Origin of the sequence: Bradyrhizobium sp. LVM 105 (genome assembly GCF_003957705.1) — a bacterium.
Taxonomy (GTDB): domain Bacteria; phylum Pseudomonadota; class Alphaproteobacteria; order Rhizobiales; family Xanthobacteraceae; genus Bradyrhizobium; species Bradyrhizobium frederickii.
In genome coordinates this window covers 257,524-279,652 of sequence record NZ_QZMV01000005.1, presented here as the reverse complement: position 1 = coordinate 279,652, position 22,129 = coordinate 257,524, and the positions used below count along the sequence as shown (strand labels likewise).

At 63.6% G+C, this 22,129-nt stretch carries 24 protein-coding genes, 1 tRNA gene and 1 pseudogene; 9 read left to right on the top strand and 17 right to left on the bottom strand.

Going from position 1 to position 22,129, the window contains the following annotated elements:
- Positions 1-91: 91 nt before the first annotated feature.
- The 7 genes from D6B98_RS16700 to modD all read right to left on the bottom strand — a co-directional run bounded on the left by D6B98_RS16700 (position 92) and on the right by modD (position 5,368).
- Complete coding sequence (locus D6B98_RS16700; RefSeq protein WP_126258062.1) at positions 92-307, bottom strand: hypothetical protein; 216 nt, start codon at positions 305-307, stop codon at positions 92-94.
- 318 nt (positions 308-625) lie between these two features.
- The gene (locus tag D6B98_RS16695) at positions 626-1,855 is read right to left on the bottom strand and encodes a CaiB/BaiF CoA transferase family protein (protein WP_126258061.1); all 1,230 of its coding nucleotides are present in this window, start codon (positions 1,853-1,855) and stop codon (positions 626-628) included.
- A gap of 168 nt (positions 1,856-2,023) precedes the next feature.
- The gene (locus D6B98_RS16690) at positions 2,024-3,226 is read right to left on the bottom strand and encodes an MFS transporter (RefSeq protein WP_164718667.1); all 1,203 of its coding nucleotides are present in this window, start codon (positions 3,224-3,226) and stop codon (positions 2,024-2,026) included.
- Positions 3,227-3,347: 121 nt separating this feature from the next.
- Complete coding sequence (locus D6B98_RS39950; RefSeq protein WP_164718666.1) at positions 3,348-3,518, bottom strand: hypothetical protein; 171 nt, start codon at positions 3,516-3,518, stop codon at positions 3,348-3,350.
- Positions 3,519-3,557: 39 nt separating this feature from the next.
- Positions 3,558-3,761 carry a hypothetical protein gene (locus tag D6B98_RS16685; protein ID WP_126258059.1) on the bottom strand — a complete coding sequence of 68 codons (204 nt, stop codon included), beginning with the start codon at positions 3,759-3,761 and terminating at the stop codon, positions 3,558-3,560.
- Positions 3,762-3,983: 222 nt separating this feature from the next.
- Positions 3,984-4,328 (bottom strand): hypothetical protein, encoded by a 345-nt coding sequence (locus tag D6B98_RS16680; protein ID WP_126258058.1) that lies wholly within the window; start codon positions 4,326-4,328, stop codon positions 3,984-3,986.
- Positions 4,329-4,465: 137 nt separating this feature from the next.
- A complete protein-coding gene (gene modD, locus D6B98_RS16675) occupies positions 4,466-5,368 on the bottom strand; it encodes a ModD protein (protein ID WP_126258057.1) in 903 nt (300 codons plus the stop codon).
- A gap of 235 nt (positions 5,369-5,603) precedes the next feature.
- Here modD and D6B98_RS41955 point away from each other — a divergent pair, with 235 nt between their 5' ends.
- A complete protein-coding gene (locus tag D6B98_RS41955) occupies positions 5,604-5,879 on the top strand; it encodes a hypothetical protein (protein WP_430644567.1) in 276 nt (91 codons plus the stop codon).
- Positions 5,880-5,929: 50 nt separating this feature from the next.
- Here the strand turns inward: D6B98_RS41955 and D6B98_RS16665 are convergent, their stop codons facing one another.
- Complete coding sequence (locus tag D6B98_RS16665) at positions 5,930-6,757, bottom strand: SDR family NAD(P)-dependent oxidoreductase (protein WP_245481413.1); 828 nt, start codon at positions 6,755-6,757, stop codon at positions 5,930-5,932.
- 336 nt (positions 6,758-7,093) lie between these two features.
- On the opposite strand from D6B98_RS16665, the gene D6B98_RS16660 reads away from it, so the two are divergent.
- Positions 7,094-7,930, top strand: a complete 837-nt coding sequence (locus D6B98_RS16660; RefSeq protein WP_126258055.1) for a xanthine dehydrogenase — start codon at positions 7,094-7,096, stop codon at positions 7,928-7,930.
- Positions 7,927-8,166 (top strand): (2Fe-2S)-binding protein, encoded by a 240-nt coding sequence (locus D6B98_RS16655; protein ID WP_126258054.1) that lies wholly within the window; start codon positions 7,927-7,929, stop codon positions 8,164-8,166. Before D6B98_RS16660 ends, D6B98_RS16655 begins: the two co-directional genes overlap by 4 nt.
- Before the next feature lie 121 nt (positions 8,167-8,287).
- Here D6B98_RS16655 and D6B98_RS16650 read toward each other — a convergent pair.
- The 5 genes from D6B98_RS16650 to D6B98_RS16630 form a co-directional block, all read right to left on the bottom strand.
- A tRNA-Gly gene (locus D6B98_RS16650) sits at positions 8,288-8,361 on the bottom strand.
- A 438-nt stretch (positions 8,362-8,799) separates the two neighbouring features.
- Positions 8,800-9,369 (bottom strand): Swt1 family HEPN domain-containing protein, encoded by a 570-nt coding sequence (locus tag D6B98_RS16645; protein ID WP_126258053.1) that lies wholly within the window; start codon positions 9,367-9,369, stop codon positions 8,800-8,802.
- Positions 9,366-9,998, bottom strand: a complete 633-nt coding sequence (locus tag D6B98_RS16640; protein ID WP_126258052.1) for a DUF5343 domain-containing protein — start codon at positions 9,996-9,998, stop codon at positions 9,366-9,368. Before D6B98_RS16640 ends, D6B98_RS16645 begins: the two co-directional genes overlap by 4 nt.
- A gap of 87 nt (positions 9,999-10,085) precedes the next feature.
- Positions 10,086-10,544 (bottom strand): hypothetical protein, encoded by a 459-nt coding sequence (locus D6B98_RS16635; RefSeq protein WP_126258051.1) that lies wholly within the window; start codon positions 10,542-10,544, stop codon positions 10,086-10,088.
- Between the two features lie 404 nt (positions 10,545-10,948).
- Positions 10,949-13,354, bottom strand: coding sequence for an ATP-binding protein (locus D6B98_RS16630; RefSeq protein ID WP_126258050.1), 2,406 nt, complete (start codon positions 13,352-13,354; stop codon positions 10,949-10,951).
- Between the two features lie 330 nt (positions 13,355-13,684).
- On the opposite strand from D6B98_RS16630, the gene D6B98_RS16625 reads away from it, so the two are divergent.
- Positions 13,685-14,398, top strand: coding sequence for a substrate-binding periplasmic protein (locus D6B98_RS16625; protein WP_126258049.1), 714 nt, complete (start codon positions 13,685-13,687; stop codon positions 14,396-14,398).
- Positions 14,399-14,405: 7 nt separating this feature from the next.
- Here D6B98_RS16625 and D6B98_RS16620 read toward each other — a convergent pair whose 3' ends face one another.
- Both D6B98_RS16620 and D6B98_RS16615 read right to left on the bottom strand, forming a co-directional pair.
- Complete coding sequence (locus D6B98_RS16620; protein WP_126258048.1) at positions 14,406-14,609, bottom strand: hypothetical protein; 204 nt, start codon at positions 14,607-14,609, stop codon at positions 14,406-14,408.
- Positions 14,610-14,636: 27 nt separating this feature from the next.
- A complete protein-coding gene (locus tag D6B98_RS16615) occupies positions 14,637-14,822 on the bottom strand; it encodes a hypothetical protein (RefSeq protein WP_126258047.1) in 186 nt (61 codons plus the stop codon).
- Positions 14,823-15,019: 197 nt separating this feature from the next.
- On the opposite strand from D6B98_RS16615, the gene D6B98_RS16610 reads away from it, so the two are divergent.
- On the top strand, positions 15,020-15,394 hold the full coding sequence (locus D6B98_RS16610; RefSeq protein WP_126258305.1) for a YciI family protein: 375 nt from the start codon (positions 15,020-15,022) through the stop codon (positions 15,392-15,394).
- Here the strand turns inward: D6B98_RS16610 and D6B98_RS16605 are convergent.
- Positions 15,361-15,954: a TMEM175 family protein gene (locus D6B98_RS16605; RefSeq protein WP_126258046.1), complete on the bottom strand. Its 594-nt coding sequence runs from the start codon at positions 15,952-15,954 to the stop codon at positions 15,361-15,363. The genes D6B98_RS16610 and D6B98_RS16605 overlap by 34 nt on opposite strands.
- Before the next feature lie 121 nt (positions 15,955-16,075).
- On the opposite strand from D6B98_RS16605, the gene D6B98_RS16600 reads away from it, so the two are divergent.
- The 4 genes from D6B98_RS16600 to D6B98_RS16585 all read left to right on the top strand — a co-directional run bounded on the left by D6B98_RS16600 (position 16,076) and on the right by D6B98_RS16585 (position 20,560).
- On the top strand, positions 16,076-18,133 hold the full coding sequence (locus D6B98_RS16600; RefSeq protein ID WP_126258045.1) for an ATP-dependent helicase: 2,058 nt from the start codon (positions 16,076-16,078) through the stop codon (positions 18,131-18,133).
- Positions 18,134-18,299: 166 nt separating this feature from the next.
- On the top strand, positions 18,300-19,331 hold the full coding sequence (locus D6B98_RS16595) for an LLM class flavin-dependent oxidoreductase (protein ID WP_126258044.1): 1,032 nt from the start codon (positions 18,300-18,302) through the stop codon (positions 19,329-19,331).
- A gap of 93 nt (positions 19,332-19,424) precedes the next feature.
- Entirely contained in the window at positions 19,425-19,772 is a 348-nt protein-coding gene (locus D6B98_RS16590; protein WP_126258043.1) for a helix-turn-helix domain-containing protein, read from the top strand.
- A complete protein-coding gene (locus D6B98_RS16585; RefSeq protein ID WP_126258042.1) occupies positions 19,769-20,560 on the top strand; it encodes a Crp/Fnr family transcriptional regulator in 792 nt (263 codons plus the stop codon). Before D6B98_RS16590 ends, D6B98_RS16585 begins: the two co-directional genes overlap by 4 nt.
- Positions 20,561-21,385: 825 nt before the next feature.
- On the opposite strand, the pseudogene D6B98_RS40865 reads toward D6B98_RS16585, so the two are convergent.
- A pseudogene (locus D6B98_RS40865) lies at positions 21,386-21,688 on the bottom strand (hypothetical protein); the annotation flags it as partial.
- Between the last annotated feature and the right edge of the window lie 441 nt (positions 21,689-22,129).

Below are 22,129 nucleotides of genomic sequence, written 5' to 3'. Positions count from 1 at the left end.
ACTTTCGGTTCAAGCGAGAACGTGAGCCTGACTACATCATTCTGCAGCCGGCATGCTTCGCTTCTGACCGAAGTGTGACTGTAACGGCGGGTTACGCCCGCTGCGGCATCTCCTCGGCCTCTTCCTTGGCGAGCAGCAGCAGCATCTCGATGCCCATTTCGCCCTCCTGCGGCGAGCGGATGAACTTTATTTCGTCGGCACTCTGCCGCAGCGCGGCAATGATGGCGACGGCCTGATTGGCGGTGGCCGCCTCCGTCGCCAGAATGGACTTCTGGTTCCTGGCCTGAAACCCGATCGTGTAGGACATGCAATTCCCTCCCGGACCCAACTGGAGAGATCGAACCAGAGTCCCGCGCAAAGCGGAAGCCTGTGCGACTACGGACCGCACTTATCTGGGGATTGCCCGCAAGCCTCAGGCCAGCCCGCGCATCGCCCGCGCGTTCGCCGTCTTCTTCCCTTCTTCCCTTCTCCCCTTGTGGGAGAAGGTGGCGCGAAGCGCCGGATGAGGGGTATCTCTCCGCTCGCGAAATTATTCGGGAGGATAGATACCCCTCACCCGTCTCGCCGCGTTGCGGCGAGCCACCCTCTCCCACAGGGGGAGAGGGCAAGCGCCGCTTCAGTGGGGCTAGATGATCCCCTGCTGCTTCATCTGCTCGATCTTCGCCGCATCATAGCCGAGCTTGCCGCCAAGTACCTCCTCGGTGTGCTCGCCGAGCAGCGGCGGGGCGCGGTATTCGGTGATGGGGGTGCCCGAGAGGGTCAGCGCGTTGCGGATCAGCGACAGCTCGGGCTCGAACTTGTGCTGCGTCTTCACCCGCATGCCGCGCGACTGCACGTGCGGATCGGAAAACACCTGCTCGAAATTGTTGATCGGACCCGAGGGCACGCCGGCCTCCTCCAGCTTCTCCAGCCAATAGGCCACCGGCTGCTTCAGGAACAGGCCGGCGAAGATCGCCATGATCTCCTTGCCGTGCACGACACGGTCGTTGTTCCTGAGGAAGCGCGGATCGTTCGCCAGCTCCGGCTCGCCGAGCACGGCGCAGGTGCGCTGGAACTGGCCGTCATTGCCGACCACCAGCATCAATTCGCCGTCGGTGCAGCGGAACACGCCGGCCGGCATGCCGCCGTTGCCCCAGGTGCCGCGGCGCGGCGGCGTCTTGCCGTTGACGAGGTAGATCTGCAGCCAGTGCGACAGCGACGCGATCACGGTGTCGAACAGGCAGACGTCGATGTGCTGTCCTTGCCCGTCATTGGCATCGCGGTGGTAGAGCGCCGAGAGAATGCCGATCGAGGTATTCATGCCGGTCATGTAGTCGACGATGGACGGACCGACCTTCATCGGGCCCTCGCCCGGCTCGCCATCCATGTGCCCGGTGACGCTCATCAGGCCGCCCATCGCCTGCAGGATGGCGTCATAGCCGGCGCGCGGCGCATAGGGCCCGGTCTGGCCGAAGCCGGTCACCGAGCAATAGATGATGCCGGGGTTGATCGCCTTGATGGTCTCGTAGTCGAGGCCGTAGCGCTTGAGATCGCCGACCTTGTAGTTCTCCATGAAGACGTCGACGTCCTTGGCCAGCTCGCGGATGATCGCCTGCCCCTCCGGCTTGGCGATGTTGACGGTGACCGACTTCTTGTTGCGGTTGGCGCAGAGGTAGAAGGAATTGTTGTTGTTGGCCCTGCCCTCGGGGTCGGTCAAATAAGGCGGCCCGAACGCGCGCGCGTCGTCGCCGGTGCCCGGCCGCTCGATCTTGATGACCTCCGCGCCGAGATCGCCCAGCATCTGGGCCGACAGGGGCCCGGCCAGCACGCGGGTGAGGTCAAGGATCTTGATGCCTGAGAGCGGCAAGGCCGACATGTCGATTTCCTCCGGGGAACTGATCTTGGCGCGGCGGCTCGACGCGGCCTGCGCCCCTGCCGATACCACCATTTTGGCGCGCTGAGCACTGCACTGGCGGCATGCGGCTATCTCCTGCCGGGCACAGAGGCCATTGCCATCAGCACTTTCCGCGCCGCGAATATTGGCTCAGGTCACGGCCGCCAGCGCCCGCGGCCGCCGCCGTCCGAGCAGGACCAGGATCAGCACCGTGGCGCAGGAGAACACCAGCGTGAGACCGAGCGCGCCGCGGCTGCCGAACTGCGTGAGCAGGCCGACGAGGAGCGGCGGCGAGATCGCGGAGGCGAGATTGAGCGGCAGCGCGATCATCGACATCGCCTTGGCGAACTCGGCCTGGTCGTAGAACACGAGCGGGATGGTGGCCCGCGCCACCGCCATCGCGCCGCTGCCGGCGCCGTAGAGCAGGATGAAGACCGCGACCGCCCAGGTCGCGCCCTCGCTCAGCATCAACAGCAGCATGGCCACGGGCAGCGCCGTGCCGGCGACGAGCCCTGTCGTGATCCCGTCCCACCGCCCGCCGCCGAGCAGATCCAGCCCGCGGGCGCTGACCTGGATCACGCCCAGCATCGAGCCGAAGGCCAGTGCCTGCGCCGGCGCCAGCCCCTCCGCCCTCAAGAGCTCGATCAGGATGGCGCCGATGCCGAAATTGACGAAGGCGTTCAGCGTGATCGCGGCGACGACGAGGCCGAAAGTGCTCCTCGGAATTGCGGGCGACGGCCGTGGCTTGACCGGCTCGCCAGCATCATCCGCCACGATCTTCCGGCGTGGCGCGACGAACGCGTAAAGCGGCAGGCTGACGAGGAGCAGCATCGCGGCATAGACGAGGCACGTCCCCCGCCAGCCGAGATGACCGCTCAGGAACGAGGTGGTCGGCCAGAAGATGCTGCTGGACAGGCCCGTCACCAGCATCAAGGCCCCGATCGCGTTCTTGGCCTGCCGGCCGGCGATCTCGTTCAGCATGATATAGGCGCCGGTCGACAGCGTGGCGCTGCCGGCGACGCCGAGGACGATCCAGGCGGCGAAATACAGCATCGGCTCGCGCGCGAGGGACAGCAGCAGAAAGCCCGGCGCGGTGACGACCGTGCCGACCATCATGACCGTCCGTGCGCCATGACGTGCAAACGATGGGGCGAGCCACGGCGCGCACAGGCCCATCGAGACGTAGAGAACGGATGTCCCGGCGAATACCGCCGGCAGGCTCATGCCGAGATCGGCGGCGAGATCGCGTCCGACGATAGCGGGAAGCCCGATCGTGCCCCATCCGATCAGCTGCGTGATGGCGAGCACCAGCAGGACGCCGATCAGCCTGCCGTCAGATTTCAAGAAGCGCATTCCAAACGTCGCCTGCCTGCCGGGCGCAGATCGCGCCGGCAGCCTCTCTTACCTGCCGGTTGAGGTCACGGGAATGTCGGTTCCGAATGGCACCGCGGCGCTAGCCGCAGAGCAGACCGCATCACGCGGTGTGGCCGGGATCGACCTGCTTCGGGGTCTTCTTGTCGCGCTGCGGGGTCATCCTGGCCGGATCTGGCGCACCGGGCACGCCGCGAGGACCCAGCTGGTCGCGCTGGATGTCGTCCTCGGAGCGGGATGGCTCGACGCCGTTGGGCTCGCGGGGCTTGGTCATCGCGGTCTCCCTCTGCCAATGCTACTCCGCGGTCCGGCTCTAGACGCCAAGTGCGTTGTCGCCGGCTTCGCGGCCGGGCACGCTGACATGGACTTCATGCCCCTCACGAAGCGCGAGGGACGCTGCGGCGACCGCCGATTCGAATGCAGCTTCCTTGGTGGCGTATTTGCTCCTGACGTTGCCGTCGTGCAGCACGCCCCATTCGTCCTGCACCGGTACGATGGCATATTGAGCAAGGCCCATTGTCCACTCCTGAGTTTCAGAAACCGTTCGCCCGATAACGCGCCGGCGGGCTTAACGTTGCGTCAGCTGCGGATGCGCGGCCGTGACGCGCACGTCGTCCTGCACGGTCGGCCTCGAGTGACTTTCGGTCCTGCCCGACCGGCCAACTCGTACTCAATGCGATGGTTCCTAGAGGATCCGGGTCGCTCCGCTCTAACCCGCGCGGATTGCGCGGCGGCGATATCAGCGGTCTCGCTGATCGCGACCGCCCAAGAGGCGCGTCAGGCCCAGCCTTTGGCGGACGTCGTCATCCTCGATCGCCTGATCCAGGCGCCGGTCACCGCCGGCCTTCTTGCCGGCCTCGAAATCTTCGGCGATCGTCTCGAGCGCCCGAAACGCATCCCCGGCGCTCGGCGCCGTCTCGATGTGAGCGATCGATTGACCGTTGACGGCGAGATCGGCCTCGCCCCAGGGAGTGGCGTCGATCTCCAGGCGGTCGCCGCCGACATTTGCGGTGAAGTGCTGCATGGTGGATTTTGAGGTCGGCAGCGTGAGATCCGGAGTCCAATGGATCGGCTTGTCGGTCATGTCGCATTCTTTCCAAGATACGACCGACAGATAGGCCATCCGATCCGCGCCGAATTGATCTGGATCAGGCTCGACTCTGGATCCGACCGATCGGCCCCTCCGTGTCCCGCGACCGAGCATGCCGCCGCAGGTTCAGTTCAGGCGACGGCTGAACTGAGGTTTTGGCATGAACGGACCACAGCTGCGTCGGTGGCCACGATCCGCACCTGCACGTCCCGGGGGTTCGCCAGATAGGGCGACGACGTGACCAGGACATCGGCGCCGGCCTCGGCATAGGCCGCAGCATTTGCCGCATTGATCCCACCAGCCGCGGCAATGATCGGACGGGCACGCGTGTAAGCCATGGCAGCGATGCGCTTGACCAGGGCAGCGACTTCGGCCGGCGAGAACTTCTCGGCCTGAATCACGTCGAAGCCGGCGACTGCCGCGGCAAGGGCAGCATCGGCGGTCTTGACTTCGATCACGAGTTTCTTTTCCGGTGCCGCCCGCCGCAAGCGTTCGACCGCCTGAAACAGCGGCAGCTCGCCGAGAAAAGCACGGTGCTCGGGAAACACCAGCACGGTCTCGGACAGGCCGAGCCGATGCATGGCGGCACCACCGGCCTTGACGGCCGCCACTGCAAATCGCTTGGTGCCCGGCACGTTCTTGCGCGTGCAGGCAACCGCAATTTGCGGGGCGACCGCCCTCGCCGCGTCGACGATGGCGCGCGTCTCGCTGGCGACACCGGACCAGATCTCGATCAAGGTCTGCGCGACCTTCCAGCTCCGCAGCAGGCCGGCGGCCGGACCGCGCGCCTCGAGGATCGGCGCGCCCTGTTCCAGTGCCGCGCCGGACGCGGCGAACAGCTCGACCTCGCAGCCGGCGAGCGCGATGATCGCGGCGGCATCCTCGACGAGCGCCAACACCATCGGCGAGCGCGCAGCAAACTGCATGACGCCCTCGATCGTGCCGATCCCGAGCGCCTCGGTGGTGAGGTCGCCATAAGGCACATCGTCTTCCAGCAGACGCTCGAGCTCGGCGCGCGATGCAACGATTGCCATGGCGTGCTTCCTTTCACTGGTGTCGGCTTGCCGACGACTTTGTCGCAAACCCGACACGGACCGCCGGCCCCGCCGCCGCAAGCAGCGGGAACGCCCATCTTTTGACGCTCATTCCTGCAAGGCGCACACCAGAATCCCCGGATCCATCCGGCACGCCAATTGCTGAGCTCTCGCTGGCCGGCGCCTCGCAGCAATCGGGCTCGCGCGGAGGCGTTGCCGTCCGCTGGAGTTCATCATGAAGCTGTTTCGCACGATCGCCGTCGCCGCAGGGCTGCTGCTCGCATTCGCCGAGGCGCAGGCCGCACAGACCAACGTCGCCGTGGCCGCCAACTTCACCGATGCCGCCAAGGAGATTGCCGCCCTCTTCAAGCAGAAGACCGGTCACGAGTCGCGCTCAACTTGTCAGCATCGCTGCAAAAAGATTCCGTCGCGCTTGCACGCTTTGTCATCCGTCTCGCGGAAATTGCCGCCGGAACGGGGGTCACGCGCGAAAGCGGGTTCGCCGCATTGATCCAGCGCAAATCGACAAAATTTCTTTGGCGATCGACGCCTGCCGCTTGATCACACGTGCTGACCTCCGTTGATCGGTACTTCCGCACCTGTGACGTAGCTTGCCGCATCCGAGCACAGGAAGAAGATCACCTTGGCGACCTCGTCGGGCGTGCCGACACGATGCAACGGGATGATCGGCGCCAGCTGCGCTTCGGTCTCCGGCGACAGGATGTCCGTCTTGATTTCCCCGGGAGCGATCGCATTCACGCGAATTCCAAACTGTGCGTAGTCGTGCGCCATCTCGCGGGTCAGACACGCAAGTGCCGCCTTCGACGTCGCATAGGCGCTGCCGGCAAATGGGTGAACCCGGGAACCTACGATCGACGTGACGTTGACGATCGAGCCGGACGCCAGCTTCAATTCCTCGACCAAGCCCTGGGCGAACAGGATCGGCGCGAGCAGGTTGACGTGGAAGACGCTCATCCAGGTTTCGACCGGCGTCGTCAGCGAGTTCAACCGGCTGCCGTCGGCGGCCTTGGGCGAGATGCCGGCATTGTTGATCAGCGCATGCAGCGGCTGGCCGTCGAGCCGCTCCTTGATTTCCGCGACCGCGCGCGGCAACGCGCGACGGTCGCTCAACTCGACCTGGACGTGGCTATCCGTTCCCGAATCCCACGGGCATCGATCACCATCGAACGGCTGCCGCGAGCAGGTGATGATCCGCCAGCCGGCTTCGGAGAACAGCTTTCCCGTGGCGTGACCAATACCCCGCGACGCACCGGTCAACACGAGCGTTTTCCGCGCGCCGTGCTGTGCGCGCGACTTGTCGCCGTGAAACGGGCACAGGGCAACATCGGGGGCCGACGCGTCGCCCGGCGCGCCGTCGCGGTCCAGCAGATCGAGCGTCACGCAAAGCTCCTCACCGCGCCCCGGCGGGCGCCATACGATGACAACAGGAGCAACTTTGCAGGATTTGGGCCACGCTTTGCCGGCCAATCATTATGGTTTTTGGGGCGCGGTGTCCGCTTCGCGACACGTTGAAAGATTTGCAACAGGCGAGCGTTGAGTTTCGGACCAAGCAACGCCGTCCCGGTGCGCTCCTTCTTCGTGAACGTTGATCGGCAGTTGAGAGCTGTTTTTCAATCGTTCCAAATGGCCCGGCTCTTGCTCTTCCCGTATCGACGTTCATTCGAGCCCTGTCTTGCTGCCCTTTTCCTGCAAAAGTGGTTTCAAATGCCCCAGCCGAACGACCAACGACTCTTTGCTGTTATCCTCGGCACCAATGAGATCGCATCCGCGGTCGGCCTCCGACTCGTGCGCGCCGGCTATTGCGTGGTGCTGTCGCATGATCCGGATCCGCCGGTGATCCGCCGCAAGATGGCCTTCCACGACGCCCTCTTCACCGACACCGCGCGACTCGAGGACATCGTTGCCGAACGCGCGGATGACGGCATGCAGGTCTACCAGGCCCTGCGCCGGCCGGCGCGAATCCTTGTCACCTGGCTCGGCCTGCTCGACCTTCTTCCCGTCCGCCAAATCGACCTCCTCATCGATGCGCGTCTTCAGAAGCGTCGGATCACGCCCGACCTCAGACGGCTGGCCCGGCTGACTATTGGTCTCGGCCCCGGGTTCTCGTCGAACTTCAATTGCGACCTCGCGGTGGAGACGCGCCCCGGAAGGATCGGACTCGTCGCTGAACAGCGCTGGACAGACCCGGCCGACGGCGTTGCGAGCACCCTGGGCGATGTCGGCGCGGAGCGCTTTGTCTACTCGCGGTGCGCGGGGCGCTGGCACACACCGATCGAGATCGGCGCCCGCGTCTACAAGGATCTCGTGCTCGGCCACCTCTCCGGCGTACCGGTGCTCGCACCCCGCGACGGCATCTTGCGCGGCATCGCCCGCGATGGCAGCGAGGCTCCGGCCGGCGTCAAGCTGCTCGAGATCGACCCGCGCGGCCGCGACGCCCAATGGACCGGAACGGACCACCGCGGCCGTGCCATCGCTGACGCCACCATCGCCGCCGTCAGGCTCCACGCCGCGCGACGCATCACACAACGGAATCCGGCATGATCGTCTGTTCCTGCAACATCATCAGCGATCACGACATCAGGGGCGCGCTCGTTTCGACCGACGACGAGCTGTGCTCGGCCGCACAGGTCTACGACTGCCTGGGTTGCACGGTCAGGTGCGGACGATGCTCGCATTCGGTGAAGCGAATTCTGGAGGAGCGGCCAGCTCAAGCGTCAATGGTCATCGACCAAAGCGATGGCGCACGAGCTGCATCACGGCGACGAGGCCAAGCATGACGCGCAGATCGAGCGCGCCAAGCAGCGCAAGCGGGTAGCCAGAAAGCGGAAGCTTGTCGGAATGGATTCAGCCGACTCGTCGGAACGGAAACTGGCAAGTCCAATAAGTCATTGAAAACACTGGAGCGGGTGAAGGGAATCGAACCCTCGTATTCAGCTTGGAAGGCTGCTGCTCTACCATTGAGCTACACCCGCGCTACGGGCTCCCTAACACGGCCGGGCGGCGGTCTCAACTGCTCAGGACGCCGCTTTCCGGTATGTCCTCAGCCCTGCGAATCGCCCTGGTTCCTTCCGGACCCGCCGGCCCTTAACAGCGCCGGCAATGCCCCCTATATTGAGGTCTTCCGAAACCAACGAAAGGCGGTTTTGGAGTCGTTGTTTTTGCGCGTTAATCTGGCGAAATTGTCCAACAAGCTTTTTGTTGTTTTTTCTAAGCTATTGAAAAAATTGTCCAAACGCTCAATTCCGCTTTCCAGAATTGTCTTGAACCGCTACCTCCGCGCAGAGGTGCACTGAAGGCGTGGCGCACGCGGGGCACAGCCCAGCCTTTTTTGCGATCGAATGCCCGCTTAGCGCCCCCGGGATCGATGACGTCATCACGACCTTTTCAATCTCGCGCGCAAGACATGCTATTCACGGCGCGACCACCCGAAACCAATCCCGCATGGTCTGCTTGATCCGAGCCAATTCCTCTTCCGGGATAGTGCTCATATGGCAGATCGTATTCCGGAGATGGACCAGCAGGCGAGCCTCTTGGATAAGGCCTTTGTCGCGGATCAGGTCGTCGAAACCTTCCTTCCACCTCTCATCGATGGTTTTGAGAAGCTGCGGTAGTGTCATGAGTGCGGACTTGTCGCGCGAACCGAGCGACATCCAGCTTTTGACCTCCTCCTTGGCTTCCATATCCCGGACTTCCTTCTGCACATCGCCGGGCACCAGATCGAACCAGTTTGCGACCGTACCTTCCTTCGAGAGCACATCGACGATCATTTCTCGCAGATAGTCCTCGAAGACGAAGAAAAGCTTATAGGCCAATGAGGCATCAACCGCTTTACGCACACTATCCGGAGCCAGCAGCGCAAGGTCGATCTCGTCAGATAGCGTTAGCGTCTCCTTCGGCACCACATGATCGATCTTGGCAACGGTCTTATCGGCCGTCTGCCCGAGCATCATGAACAGCGAGGCGGTGGAATCGACGCTCATTGGAAGGTCTTGCGGATAGCATTGAAGATGTTGAGGTAGGTTTCCTCACTCGCGTTCGATGGAAGGACGACCTGAATATTGTAGACGAACTCAGTGCGCAGACCCTTGATGACCTTGCGGCTGCCATTGCCGTTCTGCTCCTCGCCTTCGCCATCCGGGTCTTTTGGCGGTGGGTCTTTCTTGTCTTCCTTTCTTGTAGGTTCAGCTTTGAAATCGCCAAGCTTGGCCACGGCGGCGAAAGTGCTTGCAATGCGGCTGGTCATATCCTCGTCAGTACCAGCCACCTGAGAGATCAGGTTGCGCAACTTCTCACCGGTGTGCGTGTAGGCCTCCTCATCGGCGTCAAATAGCGGGCCATAGGCTTTGCGCACGCCGTCAGCGATAGCGGTTTGCCGTACCTTCTCAGATCCCTTTAGAAGGCTATAGCTCGGCGTCGGCGTGTTGCCGCTATCAATGAAGCCTAGGTTACGCAGAAACGGGATCAGCGGCCGGTCATTGGTATTTTTCAGCCCAATCGTGTTTTGCAAAAAAGCGTGAGTAAACGAGTCTGGGACTTTAGCGGTCGCGATTTTTTCAAAGAGGACGGGGACGTTTTTATTGCTACTCAAATACGGCAACTGGACCGGCATGAATGGTGCTCCTCAGCGAATCAGCCCACGCCAAGGTAGCATGGTCGGTTGCCGTCAATCGCATAAAGAGGCCTGCATCCCACTATTTCACACCTCGCCCTTGAGTTTGGTGTACCCCTGTTGCTGTCCCCACCGCAGAAATTCGGACATCTCGCGGGTCTCCTCCCCAAAGTTCTCGTAGAACTTTGTCAGTGCCCGCCAGAGCATTATCAAGGCTTCAAAATTCACGATGTCGCGCGGCCCTTGGTCATGATTGTGCTTCAGCCAATCGCGCGTCTCATTGAGAAAGGTGGTCCATTCCTTCTCGTTCTCAAACTCCTCGGGGCGCCTAGCTCTGATCTTCCCGAACAGGTGATTGGCAGTAGGCTCAGGTAGTTGGCCTTCAGCGGCAGCGGCAAGCGTGATCGTGCATTCCCACTCGCCCGCATGAAAGAGCCGAATAGCGGTTTCAATCTGCCTTCGCGCGGCATCCTTCTTGGTAGACTGCCGAGCCTTGATTCCCTTCGGCAGCTTTCCCGGCCCGTCGCTGTCATCGACCTCAATCATAAGCACACCTTTGCAGCACTCTCCGCGCGCAGCACATCAGTCTCGCGCGCGATCCTGCATGCCGGCATTCTCGCGCGATGCGCGCGCGGGCAATCGTTGTTTTGCAATTTCAAACTGAAGAAAATGAGCATTGATTTCAAACGATAATTTCCTGAATTTGTCCAAGCAAAAAAACTTTGGACAATTTCTTGAATACCTCAATGATATCAACTATGTTTTCTAGATCACAAACAACGAAAGGAGGTGATCCAGTGTCTCTTACCAAGCGCTGTCACCTCGCTGGGGTCGCCCGCTAAGCTTTGAGTGAAGGCTTGGCATCGGGGCGCTCTCAGCCCTGGACCAGCGAGCACGAAATCGGGCGCGACGGGGCTTCCCCGCCGCGCCTTTTTCGTCGCCCGCGCGGCTCAGGCCGGCGGCTTGCCGGCAAGCACCTCGCGAATCTTCTCCGACAGCTCCGACTTCCGGTAGGGCTTTCGGAGCAACGCCACGCCGGGATCCAGATGCCCTTCGTGGACGATCGCGTTGTCGGTGTAGCCGGAGGTGAAGAGCACTCTCAGGCCGGGCCGGCGCAGCCGGACGGCGTCGGCCAGTTCCCGCCCGTTCATGCCGCCGGGCATGATGATGTCCGTGAACAGCAGATCGAATTTGGCGCCCTGGTCGACCAGCGCCAGCGCCGATGCGCCGTCGCCGGCCACAAGCGTGCGATAGCCAAGGCTGCCGAGCTGGGCAATGACGTAACCCTGCACCAGCGGATCGTCCTCGACCACGAGGATCGTCTCCTGGCCGCGTGCCCTGACAAGCGGCTGAACCGGTGTCGCCCTGGCCGGCGCCTCGCCCTTCGACCGCGGCAGGAATACCCGCATCACCGTGCCGACCCCCTCCTCGCTCTCGATGGCGACGGTGCCGCCGGTCTGCTTGGCAAAGCCGTAGACCATGCTGAGCCCAAGTCCGGTGCCGCGACCGACGCCCTTGGTGGTGAAGAACGGCTCGAACACGCGCGCGCGGATGTCGGCCGGAATGCCGTGGCCGGTGTCGCTGACTGCGACCATCACGAAGGCGCCGCGCACGACCTCGCCGTCGCCGCTCGTGTCGTCGAGTTCGCGGTTTGCGGTCTCGAGGAGGAGCTTGCCGCCACCCGGCATCGCGTCACGTGCATTGACGGCGAGGTTGACGATCGCGGAAGAGAGTTGCGACGGATCCGCCATCGCGGACCAGGCGTCGTCGGCGAGCTTGGTTTCGATCTCGATATGCTCGCCGAGGATCGGCTTGAGCAGCTTCGCGGTCTCGACCACGAGGGCATTGACGTCGATCTCGCGCGGCTCCAGCGGCTGGCGGCGCGCGAAGGTGAGCAGCTGCGAGGTGATCTCGGCACCGCGCGCGGCCGCATCGTCGATCAGCTGCGCGATCGCGGCGAACTCGGGTTTGTCTGCCAGACCTTCCTGGATGATCTCGATGGTACCGGTGATGACCGTGAGCACGTTGTTGAAATCGTGCGCGACGCCGCCGGTGAGCTGGCCGATTGCGTCCATCTTCTGGGCTTGACGCAGCCGCTCCTCGGTCTCGTGCTGCGCGGTGAGGTCGGTCGCGGACCCCCGGTAGCCCATGAAGCGTCCGTCGGCGGCGAAGATCGGCTGGCCGTTGACGCTGAAATGATGCATCCGCCCGGCGGCGTCGCGGCCACGATATTCGAACTTGCGGAACGGCTCGTGGCGGTCCAGCGTCGCCATGTGCGCACGCCATTTCTCGGGCTCGGCATCGCGGCCGAACGCGGCATCGGTGCGGCGCTTGCCGATCAGCGCCGCGCTGTCCATGCCGAACGCACCGGCACGGTCGGATATGTAGGTGAACCGATGGTCCGGTCCGGTCTCCCAGAACCAGTCGGACGCGGTCTCGGCATAGTCGCGGAAACGCTGTTCGCTCGCCCGTGCATCCTCTTCGGCGCGCCGGCGGATGGTCAGATCGCGCTCGAGACGTTCATTGGCTTCGCGCAGCTCGCCATAGGCCCGCTCGAGGTTCGCACACATGGCGTTGAAGGCGCCGACCACCTTGTCGAGCTCGTCGGCATGGTGGGGCGGCCGGCGCTCCAGGCGCAAAGGCGGCGGCGGCCGCGCCAGGCTGTATTTGCTGACGAACTCGGCGATGGTGACCAGATGCCGCGTCACCAGCAGATGGAACATGTAGATAATGAACAGAGAAACCAGGAATGTCTTCGCTGCCTGGCTCACCAGGATGACCAGCGCCCGATTGAACAGATGCTGATAGACGTCGGTCAGCGTCGCCTCGACGTGGAGCACGCCGATCTCACGTGCCGTGCCCTGCACGCTGTAGGTCAAGGGATAGTCGCGCGTCACCACCGAGCGGGGGCTGGACTCGCCGACCGCAAGACGGATCGGATTGGGGCGATCGGCGATCTCGCGCACCTCGGCGGCCCGGATGTCGGGCAGCCGCAGGATGCCGTCGAGCTGAAGCCTGAGCTGGTTCTGGTCGAGATTCCACAGGCTCTCGCCGAGGCTGCCGGTCGTGCTGCGGCCGATCTCGTCGAGACGCGTCTCGATCAGCCCGACCTCCCGATCGTAATCGAGATAGAGCTGAAGCGCGGTCAGCATCAGCGTCACGGCGGAGGAGAACAGCAGCACCGCGACGAGCAGCCGCGGCCCGATGCCGCTGCGCGACCAGTTGAAGAGCCGTGACAGCAGCGGTGCGAATATCGGAGGCGCGAGCGCGGTGCCGACGCCGGTCAGGCCCGGCTTCGCAGCTGCCGGCGCGATGGCGTGGCTGCGCTTGGGATCCTCGTCAGCTGCGTTGGCCATGCACCACGTCCTCGGAAATGGCGTCTCCCTGCTCCGGTCCACCGGTTGCAGTCTCGAGCGGTCCAAGAGTTGAGACGCCTGCCTCGTCACCCGATGCGCGCAATCACCCTGTCGGCATTTGGGCGGATCGAGGTCGGCGGGTCACGCCTTGCGCCGAGCAGCAGGATTACGGCGCAAACTACCACTCCGCGTGTTAGAATGACACCAGTGAAAGTCCGGAGTCGCGGGCACGGCGGGCGGTAACAGATGCCGGCGCCGAGTATCCATTTCTGGTAGATCGCGCAGGCACCGGAATTCAGTGGTAGCAACGCACGATCAAGGAGACGCCTTATGTGGCGGCCAGTCGTCGTCTGCCTGTCGCTGCTCGCAGCCGATCCGTCGCAGGCGCAGGACTTGATCCGGCTGGCGCGCATTGCCGACATCCCCGATCAATATGTCGGCGGCGAGATGCTGCGGGCTGTCTATGCCAAGCTCAACATCAGGCTGGAGTTCGAGGACCTCCCCGGCAAGCGCGCGCTCGCGCTGTCGAGCGCCGGCGCGGTCGACGGCGAGATCCAGCGGATCGGAACCCTCTCGCGCGACTACCCGACGCTGATCCAGGTCACGCCGGCGATCAACTACATCGAGCCCGCAGTGTTCGCGACCAAGCTCCGGTTCGACGTCGCCGGCTGGGATTCGATCAGGGACTACAGCATTGGTATCGTCCGCGGCGTCGGCTCCTCGGAGGCCGGCACGCGCGACATGGCCCGCGTCACGGCGGCCGCCAGCCTGGACAACATGGTCAGGATGCTCGACGCCGACCGCTTCGACGTGATGGTCACCGACCTCTTCAGCGGACTTGTCGCGGTGAGGAAACTCAATCTGCAGGCCAGGATCTACCCGCTCTCGCCGCCGCTCGAGCGGATCCACATCTACCATTACCTGCATGAACGCCATCGCGATCTGGTGCCGAAGGTAGGCAAGGTGATCGCTCAGATGGAGGCGAGCGGCGAATTGGCGGCGCTGCGTGAGGCCTTGGTCAAGCAGGTCCTGGCCACGCCATGACCGCAGATCAGCCCGCGCGAAGTCGCTCGCGAAACGCGACGGCTGCGATCAGCATGCCGACGCACCAGGCCACGACTGCGCGGTGAGGCTCCCCGCCGAGCAGCACGGTGAAGAGACTCGTCAGCAGGCAGGGCACGATGGCCTTGCCCATCCGGCTCATCAGTGCGAGCAGGAACGGCATTGCCGCGATCGATATCTGCAGGACGTCCATCGCGGACAGACCGTCTCACCAGATGCTTCAGAAGCCGCAGACGCCGAGTGCGCGCGGGCGCTTGCCGCGCCGGCTCTCGGCGATCCGCTCGCCGCCATTCTCGGCCGAGCTGCCGTAATAACGGTGGTGGCCGGCCTGGTCGTGCAGATCGGACGGCTCCGACCGTCCGGCCCGACGCGCGTCGCAGATGATCTTGATGATGTGACCCGACATTGCCGCCTCCAGCAGACATCTTGTTGTTTGTGGTCATCAGTCGCGACCGCTCCCGGCCGCGTTCACGCGGCAAGGGCGCAATCGGGTTTCAGGACGGTTTCGTCGCTTGCGGGCCGCGCAATATTTTGCTTCGGGATTGTCGGCACCGCAGGCGGTGCTACGTCCTTGGGATCTGTACAGAAAACAACGAGGTGACGATGCTTTACGCCATCCTGGCCTACCATGTGGAAGACGAGGTCATGTCCTGGACGCCGGAGCAAGACGCCGCGGTCGTGGCCAAGGTCATCGAAGTTCAGGCGCCCTTGCGGGCCAGCGGACAGTTTGGGCCGGCCGCCCGCCTGGACGAGACCCGAAAGGCCCGGACTTTGCGCGGCCCCGGCCCCGGCATGGTGCTGGACGGGCCGTTTGCCGAGACCAAGGAGCAGCTTCTGGGCTTCCACCTGATCCAATGCGCCACCGAGGAGGAGGCGATCGAGGCTGCGCGGAAGCTGCGTGCGGTCAATCCGACCGCGGTCTACGAAATCCGCCCGGTCAAGCTTTATGTGCCGGCCGATGGGTTCGGCGCGACGTAAAAGCGTTGGATCAGGAGCCCGCCAAACGCCAGGAACCACACGAAGGGCGCGATATGCGGCGCGAACGCCGCAACGATCGTGCCCGGGATGAATACGGCAACCGGAAACAGGGACGCCATGATCTCGCGGCCCCAGCCGCGCAGGATCGTCCACCACAGCAAGGCATTGAGGCCGGCGATTGTGGTCAAATGCAGCCCGTAGAGCACCGCCACCGCGCTGCTCGTGGCGTAATTGGTATAGAGGCCGTTGGTCACCGGCAGCAGCACGATCGAGAGCAGAAAAAACAGGTTGAGGACCACCATGCCGCGGCTGCCGACGGGCTGGCGTGCCAGTCGGCGGTGATGGCTGATCCAGAACACACCGGCGATGATGAAGCTGAGCGCAAAGCCGGCGAGCTTGCCGGAATAGACCCGCGCCAAATCATTCCAGTCGGGCGCGCCGCTGAAGACCGCGGCCTTGGGCAGGTCGTAGGCCAGAAGCGTCATGGCCACGCCAAAGATGGTGTTGCTGAGCGATTCCAGCCGCCGCATCTCGAACTGGTCGGGTTTGAGCTCGGTCATCTCGGGCATGCGCTGCTGGAACTCGGGGCCGTCTTCCCCTAAATCCTAATTCCAGCTCCGTCCAGCCGCATTGCGATTCGCGCCGGGATGGCCGACTCTCGCCCTTTCACCGGGGCGATTCGTGGCGACATATCTGGACACGCTCAATGCGGAGCAGCGCCGCGCCGTCGAGCATGGCGTGGCCGACGGCGCGATATTGGGCGCCCCCCTGCTGGTCATCGCCGGCGCCGGCTCCGGCAAGACCAACACCCTGGCCCACCGCGTCGCGCATTTGATCGTCGCAGGCGCCGATCCGCGCCGCATCCTCTTGATGACATTTTCCCGCCGCGCGGCGGCCGAGATGGCCGGCCGGGTCGAGCGCATCGCCCGAAAGGTGCTGGGCGAGAACAACGCCGCAATCATGCGCGATGCCCTGACCTGGGCCGGCACCTTTCATGGGATCGGCGCGCGGCTGCTCCGCGAATATGCCGAGCGGATCGGCGTCGATCCGGCCTTCACCATCCACGACCGCGAAGACTCCGCCGACCTGATGAACCTGGTCCGGCACGAGCGCGGCCTGTCGAAGACCGAAAGCCGCTTTCCCGCGAAGGGTACCTGCCTGTCGATCTACTCGCGCTGCGTCAACGCCGAGATGGAGATCGAGAAAGTGCTCGGCCAGCACTATCCATGGTGCAGTGGCTGGGCCGCCGAGCTGAAGGGCCTGTTCGCGGCCTATGTCGAGGCCAAGCAGGCCCAGCATGTGCTCGATTACGACGACCTGCTGCTGTACTGGTCGCAGATGATGAGCGATGCGCTGATCGCGGAAGAAATCGGCGGCCGCTTCGACCACGTGCTGGTCGACGAATACCAGGACACCAACCGCCTGCAATCCTCGATCCTGTTGGCGCTGAAGCCCGACGGACGCGGGCTCACCGTGGTCGGCGACGATGCCCAGTCGATCTACTCGTTCCGCGCCGCCACCGTGCGCAACATCCTGGAATTCCCGCAGAGCTTCTCGCCCCGCGCGGAGATGATCACGCTCGACCGCAACTACCGCTCGACCCAGGCCGTGCTGGCCGCGGCCAACGGCGTGATTGGTCTCGCCCGCGAGCGCTTCACCAAGAATCTCTGGACCGATCGCATCGCGGGGCGGAAGCCGCAGCTCGTCACCGTGCACGACGAGGCCGACCAGGCGCGCTACATCGTCGAGGAGGTGCTGGCGAATCGCGAGCAAGGCGCGCTGCTCAAGCACCAGGCGGTGCTGTTCCGCACCTCCTCGCATTCCGGTCCGCTCGAAATCGAGCTGACCCGCCGCAACATCCCCTTCGTCAAGTTCGGCGGGCTGAAATTCCTCGATGCCGCGCACGTCAAGGACGTGCTGGCGTTGCTGCGCTTTGCCGAAAATCCGCGCGACCGCGTCGCCGGTTTCCGCATCCTGCATCTGCTGCCGGGCGTGGGCCCCGCGACCGCGCAGCGCGTGCTCGACCAGATGGCGGAGAGCACCGATCCGCTCACAGCGCTGGGCCAGCTGCCGGTGCCGGCGCGCACCGGCGCGGACTGGACCGACTTCGTTCGTACGACCCAGAACCTGCGCTATTCGGAATGGCCTGTCGATCTCGAGCGCGTACGGCTGTGGTACGAGCCGCATCTCGACCGCATCCACGAGGATTCCGAGACGCGCCGCGCCGACCTGATGCAGCTCGAGCAGATCGCAAGCGGCTATTCCAGCCGCGAAAAATTCCTGACCGAGCTCACGCTCGATCCGCCGGATGCGACCAGCGACAAATCAGGGCCGCCGTTGCGCGACGAGGACTATCTGATCCTCTCCACCATCCACTCCGCCAAAGGCCAGGAGTGGAAATCGGTTTTCGTGCTCAACGTCGTCGACGGCTGCATGCCCTCCGATCTCGGCGCCGGCACCAGCGCCGAGCTCGAAGAGGAGCGACGCCTGCTCTATGTCGCGATGACGCGCGCCAAGGACGATCTGCACCTCGTTGTTCCCCAGCGCTTCTTCACCCACGGCCAGGCGGCCAAGGGCGACCGCCACGTCTACGCCTCGCGCACCCGCTTCATCCCGGAGCAGCTGATTCACCTGTTCGAGCGCACCGCCTGGCCGAAGGCCGCTTCGGGCGCAGCGCGCAGCGCGGCGCAGGGACCGAAGATCGACATCGGGGCGCGGATGCGGGGGATGTGGCGCTAGACGGCGCGGCCGGCGCAATCGGCGAACGCTATAGACGTCGAGCGGCGCGAACCTGCGGCGCATCCGAATCCGCTCACAATCGGAAACCGAGCATTTCCGAAAGCCGACTTGTCGCGCGGCCGCGGTCCATTAAGTCTGCCCGATCCTCCCACAGAGACCCTGATCGATGACCGTACCGCTCCAATTCGGACTGGACACCTTTGGCGACGTCACCAAGGACGCCTCCGGCACGATGCTTTCGCACGCGCAAGTGATCCGCAACGTCGTCGACGAAGCGGTGCTGGCCGACGAGCTCAATCTCGACTTCATCGGCCTTGGCGAGCATCATCGCGCCGATTTCGCGATCTCCTCGCCGGAGACCGTGCTCGCGGCGATCGCATCGCGCACCAGGCGCATCCATCTCGGCTCGGCCGTGACGGTGCTGTCTTCGGACGATCCGATCCGCGTGTTCCAGCGCTTTGCGACGCTCGATGCGCTCTCGAACGGGCGCGCCGAGGTGATCCTCGGCCGCGGTTCGTTCACCGAATCCTTTCCGCTGTTCGGCTTCGACCTGCGCAAATACGAAGAGCTGTTTGAGGAGAAGCTCGACCTGTTCGCCGCGCTATTGTCGCAGAAGCCGGTGAGCTGGGACGGCAAGCTGCGGCCGCCGCTGCGGGACCAGCTGGTCTATCCGCCGGTCGAGCACGGCCGGCTCAAAACCTGGATCGGTGTCGGCGGCAGCCCGCAATCGGTGGTGCGCGCCGCGCATTACGACCTGCCTTTGATGCTCGCGATCATTGGCGGCGATCCCGCGCGCTTCGCGCCTTACGTTGATCTCTATCACCGCGCCTACAAGGAGTTCGGCCGACCTGCGCAGCCGATCGGCGTACACTCGCCCGGCTATGTCGCCGAGACCGATGAAGAGGCGCGCGAGCAGCTATGGCCCGACTACAAGGCCATGCGCGACCGCATCGGCAAGGAGCGCGGCTGGCCGCCGATGGGCCGCGACGAGTTCGTCCATGAGGCCGAGCACGGCTCGCTCTATGTCGGCTCGCCCGAGACCGTCGCACGCAAGATCGCCAAGACGGCGAAGGCACTTCGCATTTCGCGGTTTCAGTTGAAGTATTCGGCAGGACCCCTGCCGCACGAGAAGCTAATGAAGAGCATCGAGCTTTATGGGCGGACGGTGGTGCCGATGGTCAGGGAGATGATGGGGTAGCTGCGAGCGATGGCTTCAGTCCGTCTTCGCCCTACGGGCTTGGCCGGACACCACGCGGTGGTGGCATAGCCGCTGCCCAAACGTCGCGTCTTCATGCGGCTTCGAAAAGGCAATCGCTCTGTGCGGGAGATTTCGGACGGACTCAATGCCAGCCGCCCGGCTGTCTCGCAGCACCTGCGGGTCCTGAAGGATGCGATCCTACAGCGTCCGGAAGGTCATGACCGTGCAGGCGCCGCCCGCGGTGGCCGGCGCGTCTTCACCGAACCGTTGGGAAGCTGGTGGCCGCCAACCAGGCTTGTCGCGCCTCCCTTGCTCGCATGGACTATCGGAACCATATCTGTGGTGGTCGGTTGGCTTGCCGTTGAGCTGGCCCCTGCAGAGCAGTTCGACACACCGGCGTCAGTTCTAGTGCCGGGCATCCGTCGGGAGGCAATCCCATGATGGACCACGCAACCAGAGTAGGTAACCTTTTGTTAACGGCGTTGCCGCCAGCGGATTTTGCTTTGCTTGCGCTCCATCTGCGGAAAGTCGTGATCGAACGCGATTCCGTGCTCGTCCGATCTGGCGATCGGATCGAACAACTCTTCTTCCCGCTCAAGGGAGCGATCGCCGATATCACGGAGCTGCCGAACGGGCAGACAGTTGCCACGGCGATAATCGGGCACGAGGGTGCTGTGGGTTTGACGTCATCGTTAGGCGCGTCCGTCTCGCCCACGACGGCGGTCGTTCGCATACCAGGGACCGCACTGCAGATCTCTCGCGCGCAATTTCTGGCAGCGCAACACCGCAGCCCTGCAATAGCATCCATGGTGCAGGTCTTCACGATGTCGTTGTTGGCGCAACTCCAGCAGGTGGCGGCCTGCAATGCACTGCATTCCGTCGAAGCCCGTCTGGCGCGCTGGCTGCTTCACATTCACGATCGAGCGAATGGCGGCGATCTGCTCCCGCTGACCCAGGAAACATTGTCGGAATTGCTGGGCGTCCGCCGCACCACAGTCACACATGTCGTGAGCACAATGCGCGCATCAAGAGCGCTGAAATCCAATCGGCGCGGCCAGCTCGAGATTGATCGGCCGCGGCTCGAAGCGTTGGCATGCGAGTGCTACCAGGTCATGAGCCGCGAAATTGATCGGATAGTTTCACGGGGCGCGATTGGACTGGTTCATGGGGCGCCGGCGCGGGGCGCCTCCCACTTGCCTGGCAGCCGAAGAGCCGGCACAAGCTCGTAGGGCCGGCTTGTTTTCGCGAACGCAGCCGTGCGTACCTTTGCGATCGCGCAAAACGGTTGCAAACGCCCGCCATTACGATCGCCCAATCCTGCGCGAAAGCGAGCTCAAGAACTTTGCAGCTTTGGAGCTGGGGCTCCCGGCCGAAGCCAAACTAAGACATCAACATCCCTCATTCAATCGCCTTGCGACGCTCGTTACAACGACTGGACCTATTGGGACCAAGCAGCGCAGACACGAGCTTTGCTTCTGCGAAACTAAGACGACCGCTCGCGGTCCGAGCTGTTCTGCGCGAACTGCCCGCCTTGCGCAGCGCTCGCTGACGATTCTCCTCTCGAGTGACCCACTCTCTGAGCTTCTCAAGCTCCGCGAGTTGGGAGACAAGCGCCTCGAGACGCTGTTGAAGCAGAGCCCTGGAATCGCCGGCTTGAACGGGGCTATTCATGACGCGCCTCCTGATCGAGCTCTTCGGAAGAACTGGCCCACCCTCACGAGTCGGGAAAAATATGCAATTCTAGGACAAGCGCACTAACATTTGGCATGTTGAGCTCGCAAAAGCTGCGGCGGTGGGACCCAAAGACTCACGCACTGCTGAGACGGCTCCTACCGGCCCGATTCGGTTGCGCTGGAAATCCGAGTATCAGCTCCGGGGCAGTCGGCCTTGCGCCTTTCCTCGTTCTCTTCGTATGCGCAATCGACTCCACCATCTGCGCTTGGAATTCCAGAGCTGCTGCCAGTTGCGAAGGGCCCCTTTGCACTGCCTCCGCCACTACCGGATCCGCCGCCACCGGATCCGCCACCACCGCCGGATCTCGCTGCGGCGCGAGATGATCCAGCAGAAGGACTGCCAGGCCCCCCCCCACCTCCTGATGACCCGCCACCTCCTGATGACCCGCCGCTGGAGCTCCCCGGCCCTGTCGCAGCCTCCCGATCATTATCGAAAAACGACCGCCCCCCGTCGTCCTGCCTCACCCTCTGCAGGCCGCCCGAACTTGCGATGGCTTTTGAGGTCAGGGACGTGGATAGAAGCAGGGTCATCACTGGGGGTGTCACCGCCGCAAATCTTCCGCAGGTTTTCAAAAACGCCCGCCGGTCATCATCTTCGTTGCCGTCTCGGGTCACAATACGCACTCCCTGATTTAACAATTCAATCTACAATATTATATATTAAATAATTTCTCAACCAATATTCTTCGCCTGAATGGCGTTTCCGAACGTGCGCCGCCGGCAGACCGTCGCCAATTTTCGTGTCACTCCCTTCAGTTACTGGCACATTCCGGTCCCTCGCACACGATTTCGGGTTACGCCGGTCATTTAATAGATTTAATGTATATTTAATGTGAGCAAGCGCAGGCTCGACCGCAACGGATCGTTGCATGCCGCTGCAATTCCATCAGTCCCTTGGGGACACGGAGATCTGGAGCGCGGGCAGCGACGGCTTCTCGCCCGTGGCCGCTCCGGCTACTGGGCCAGCTGGCGTCCGCTCCACGAAAGCCAAGCCGCAATCAAGATTGCCGGCTCGCCCTTTCGAACGTTCGCCGAGGCCGAAGGTGCCTTCCGCAACACGATTGA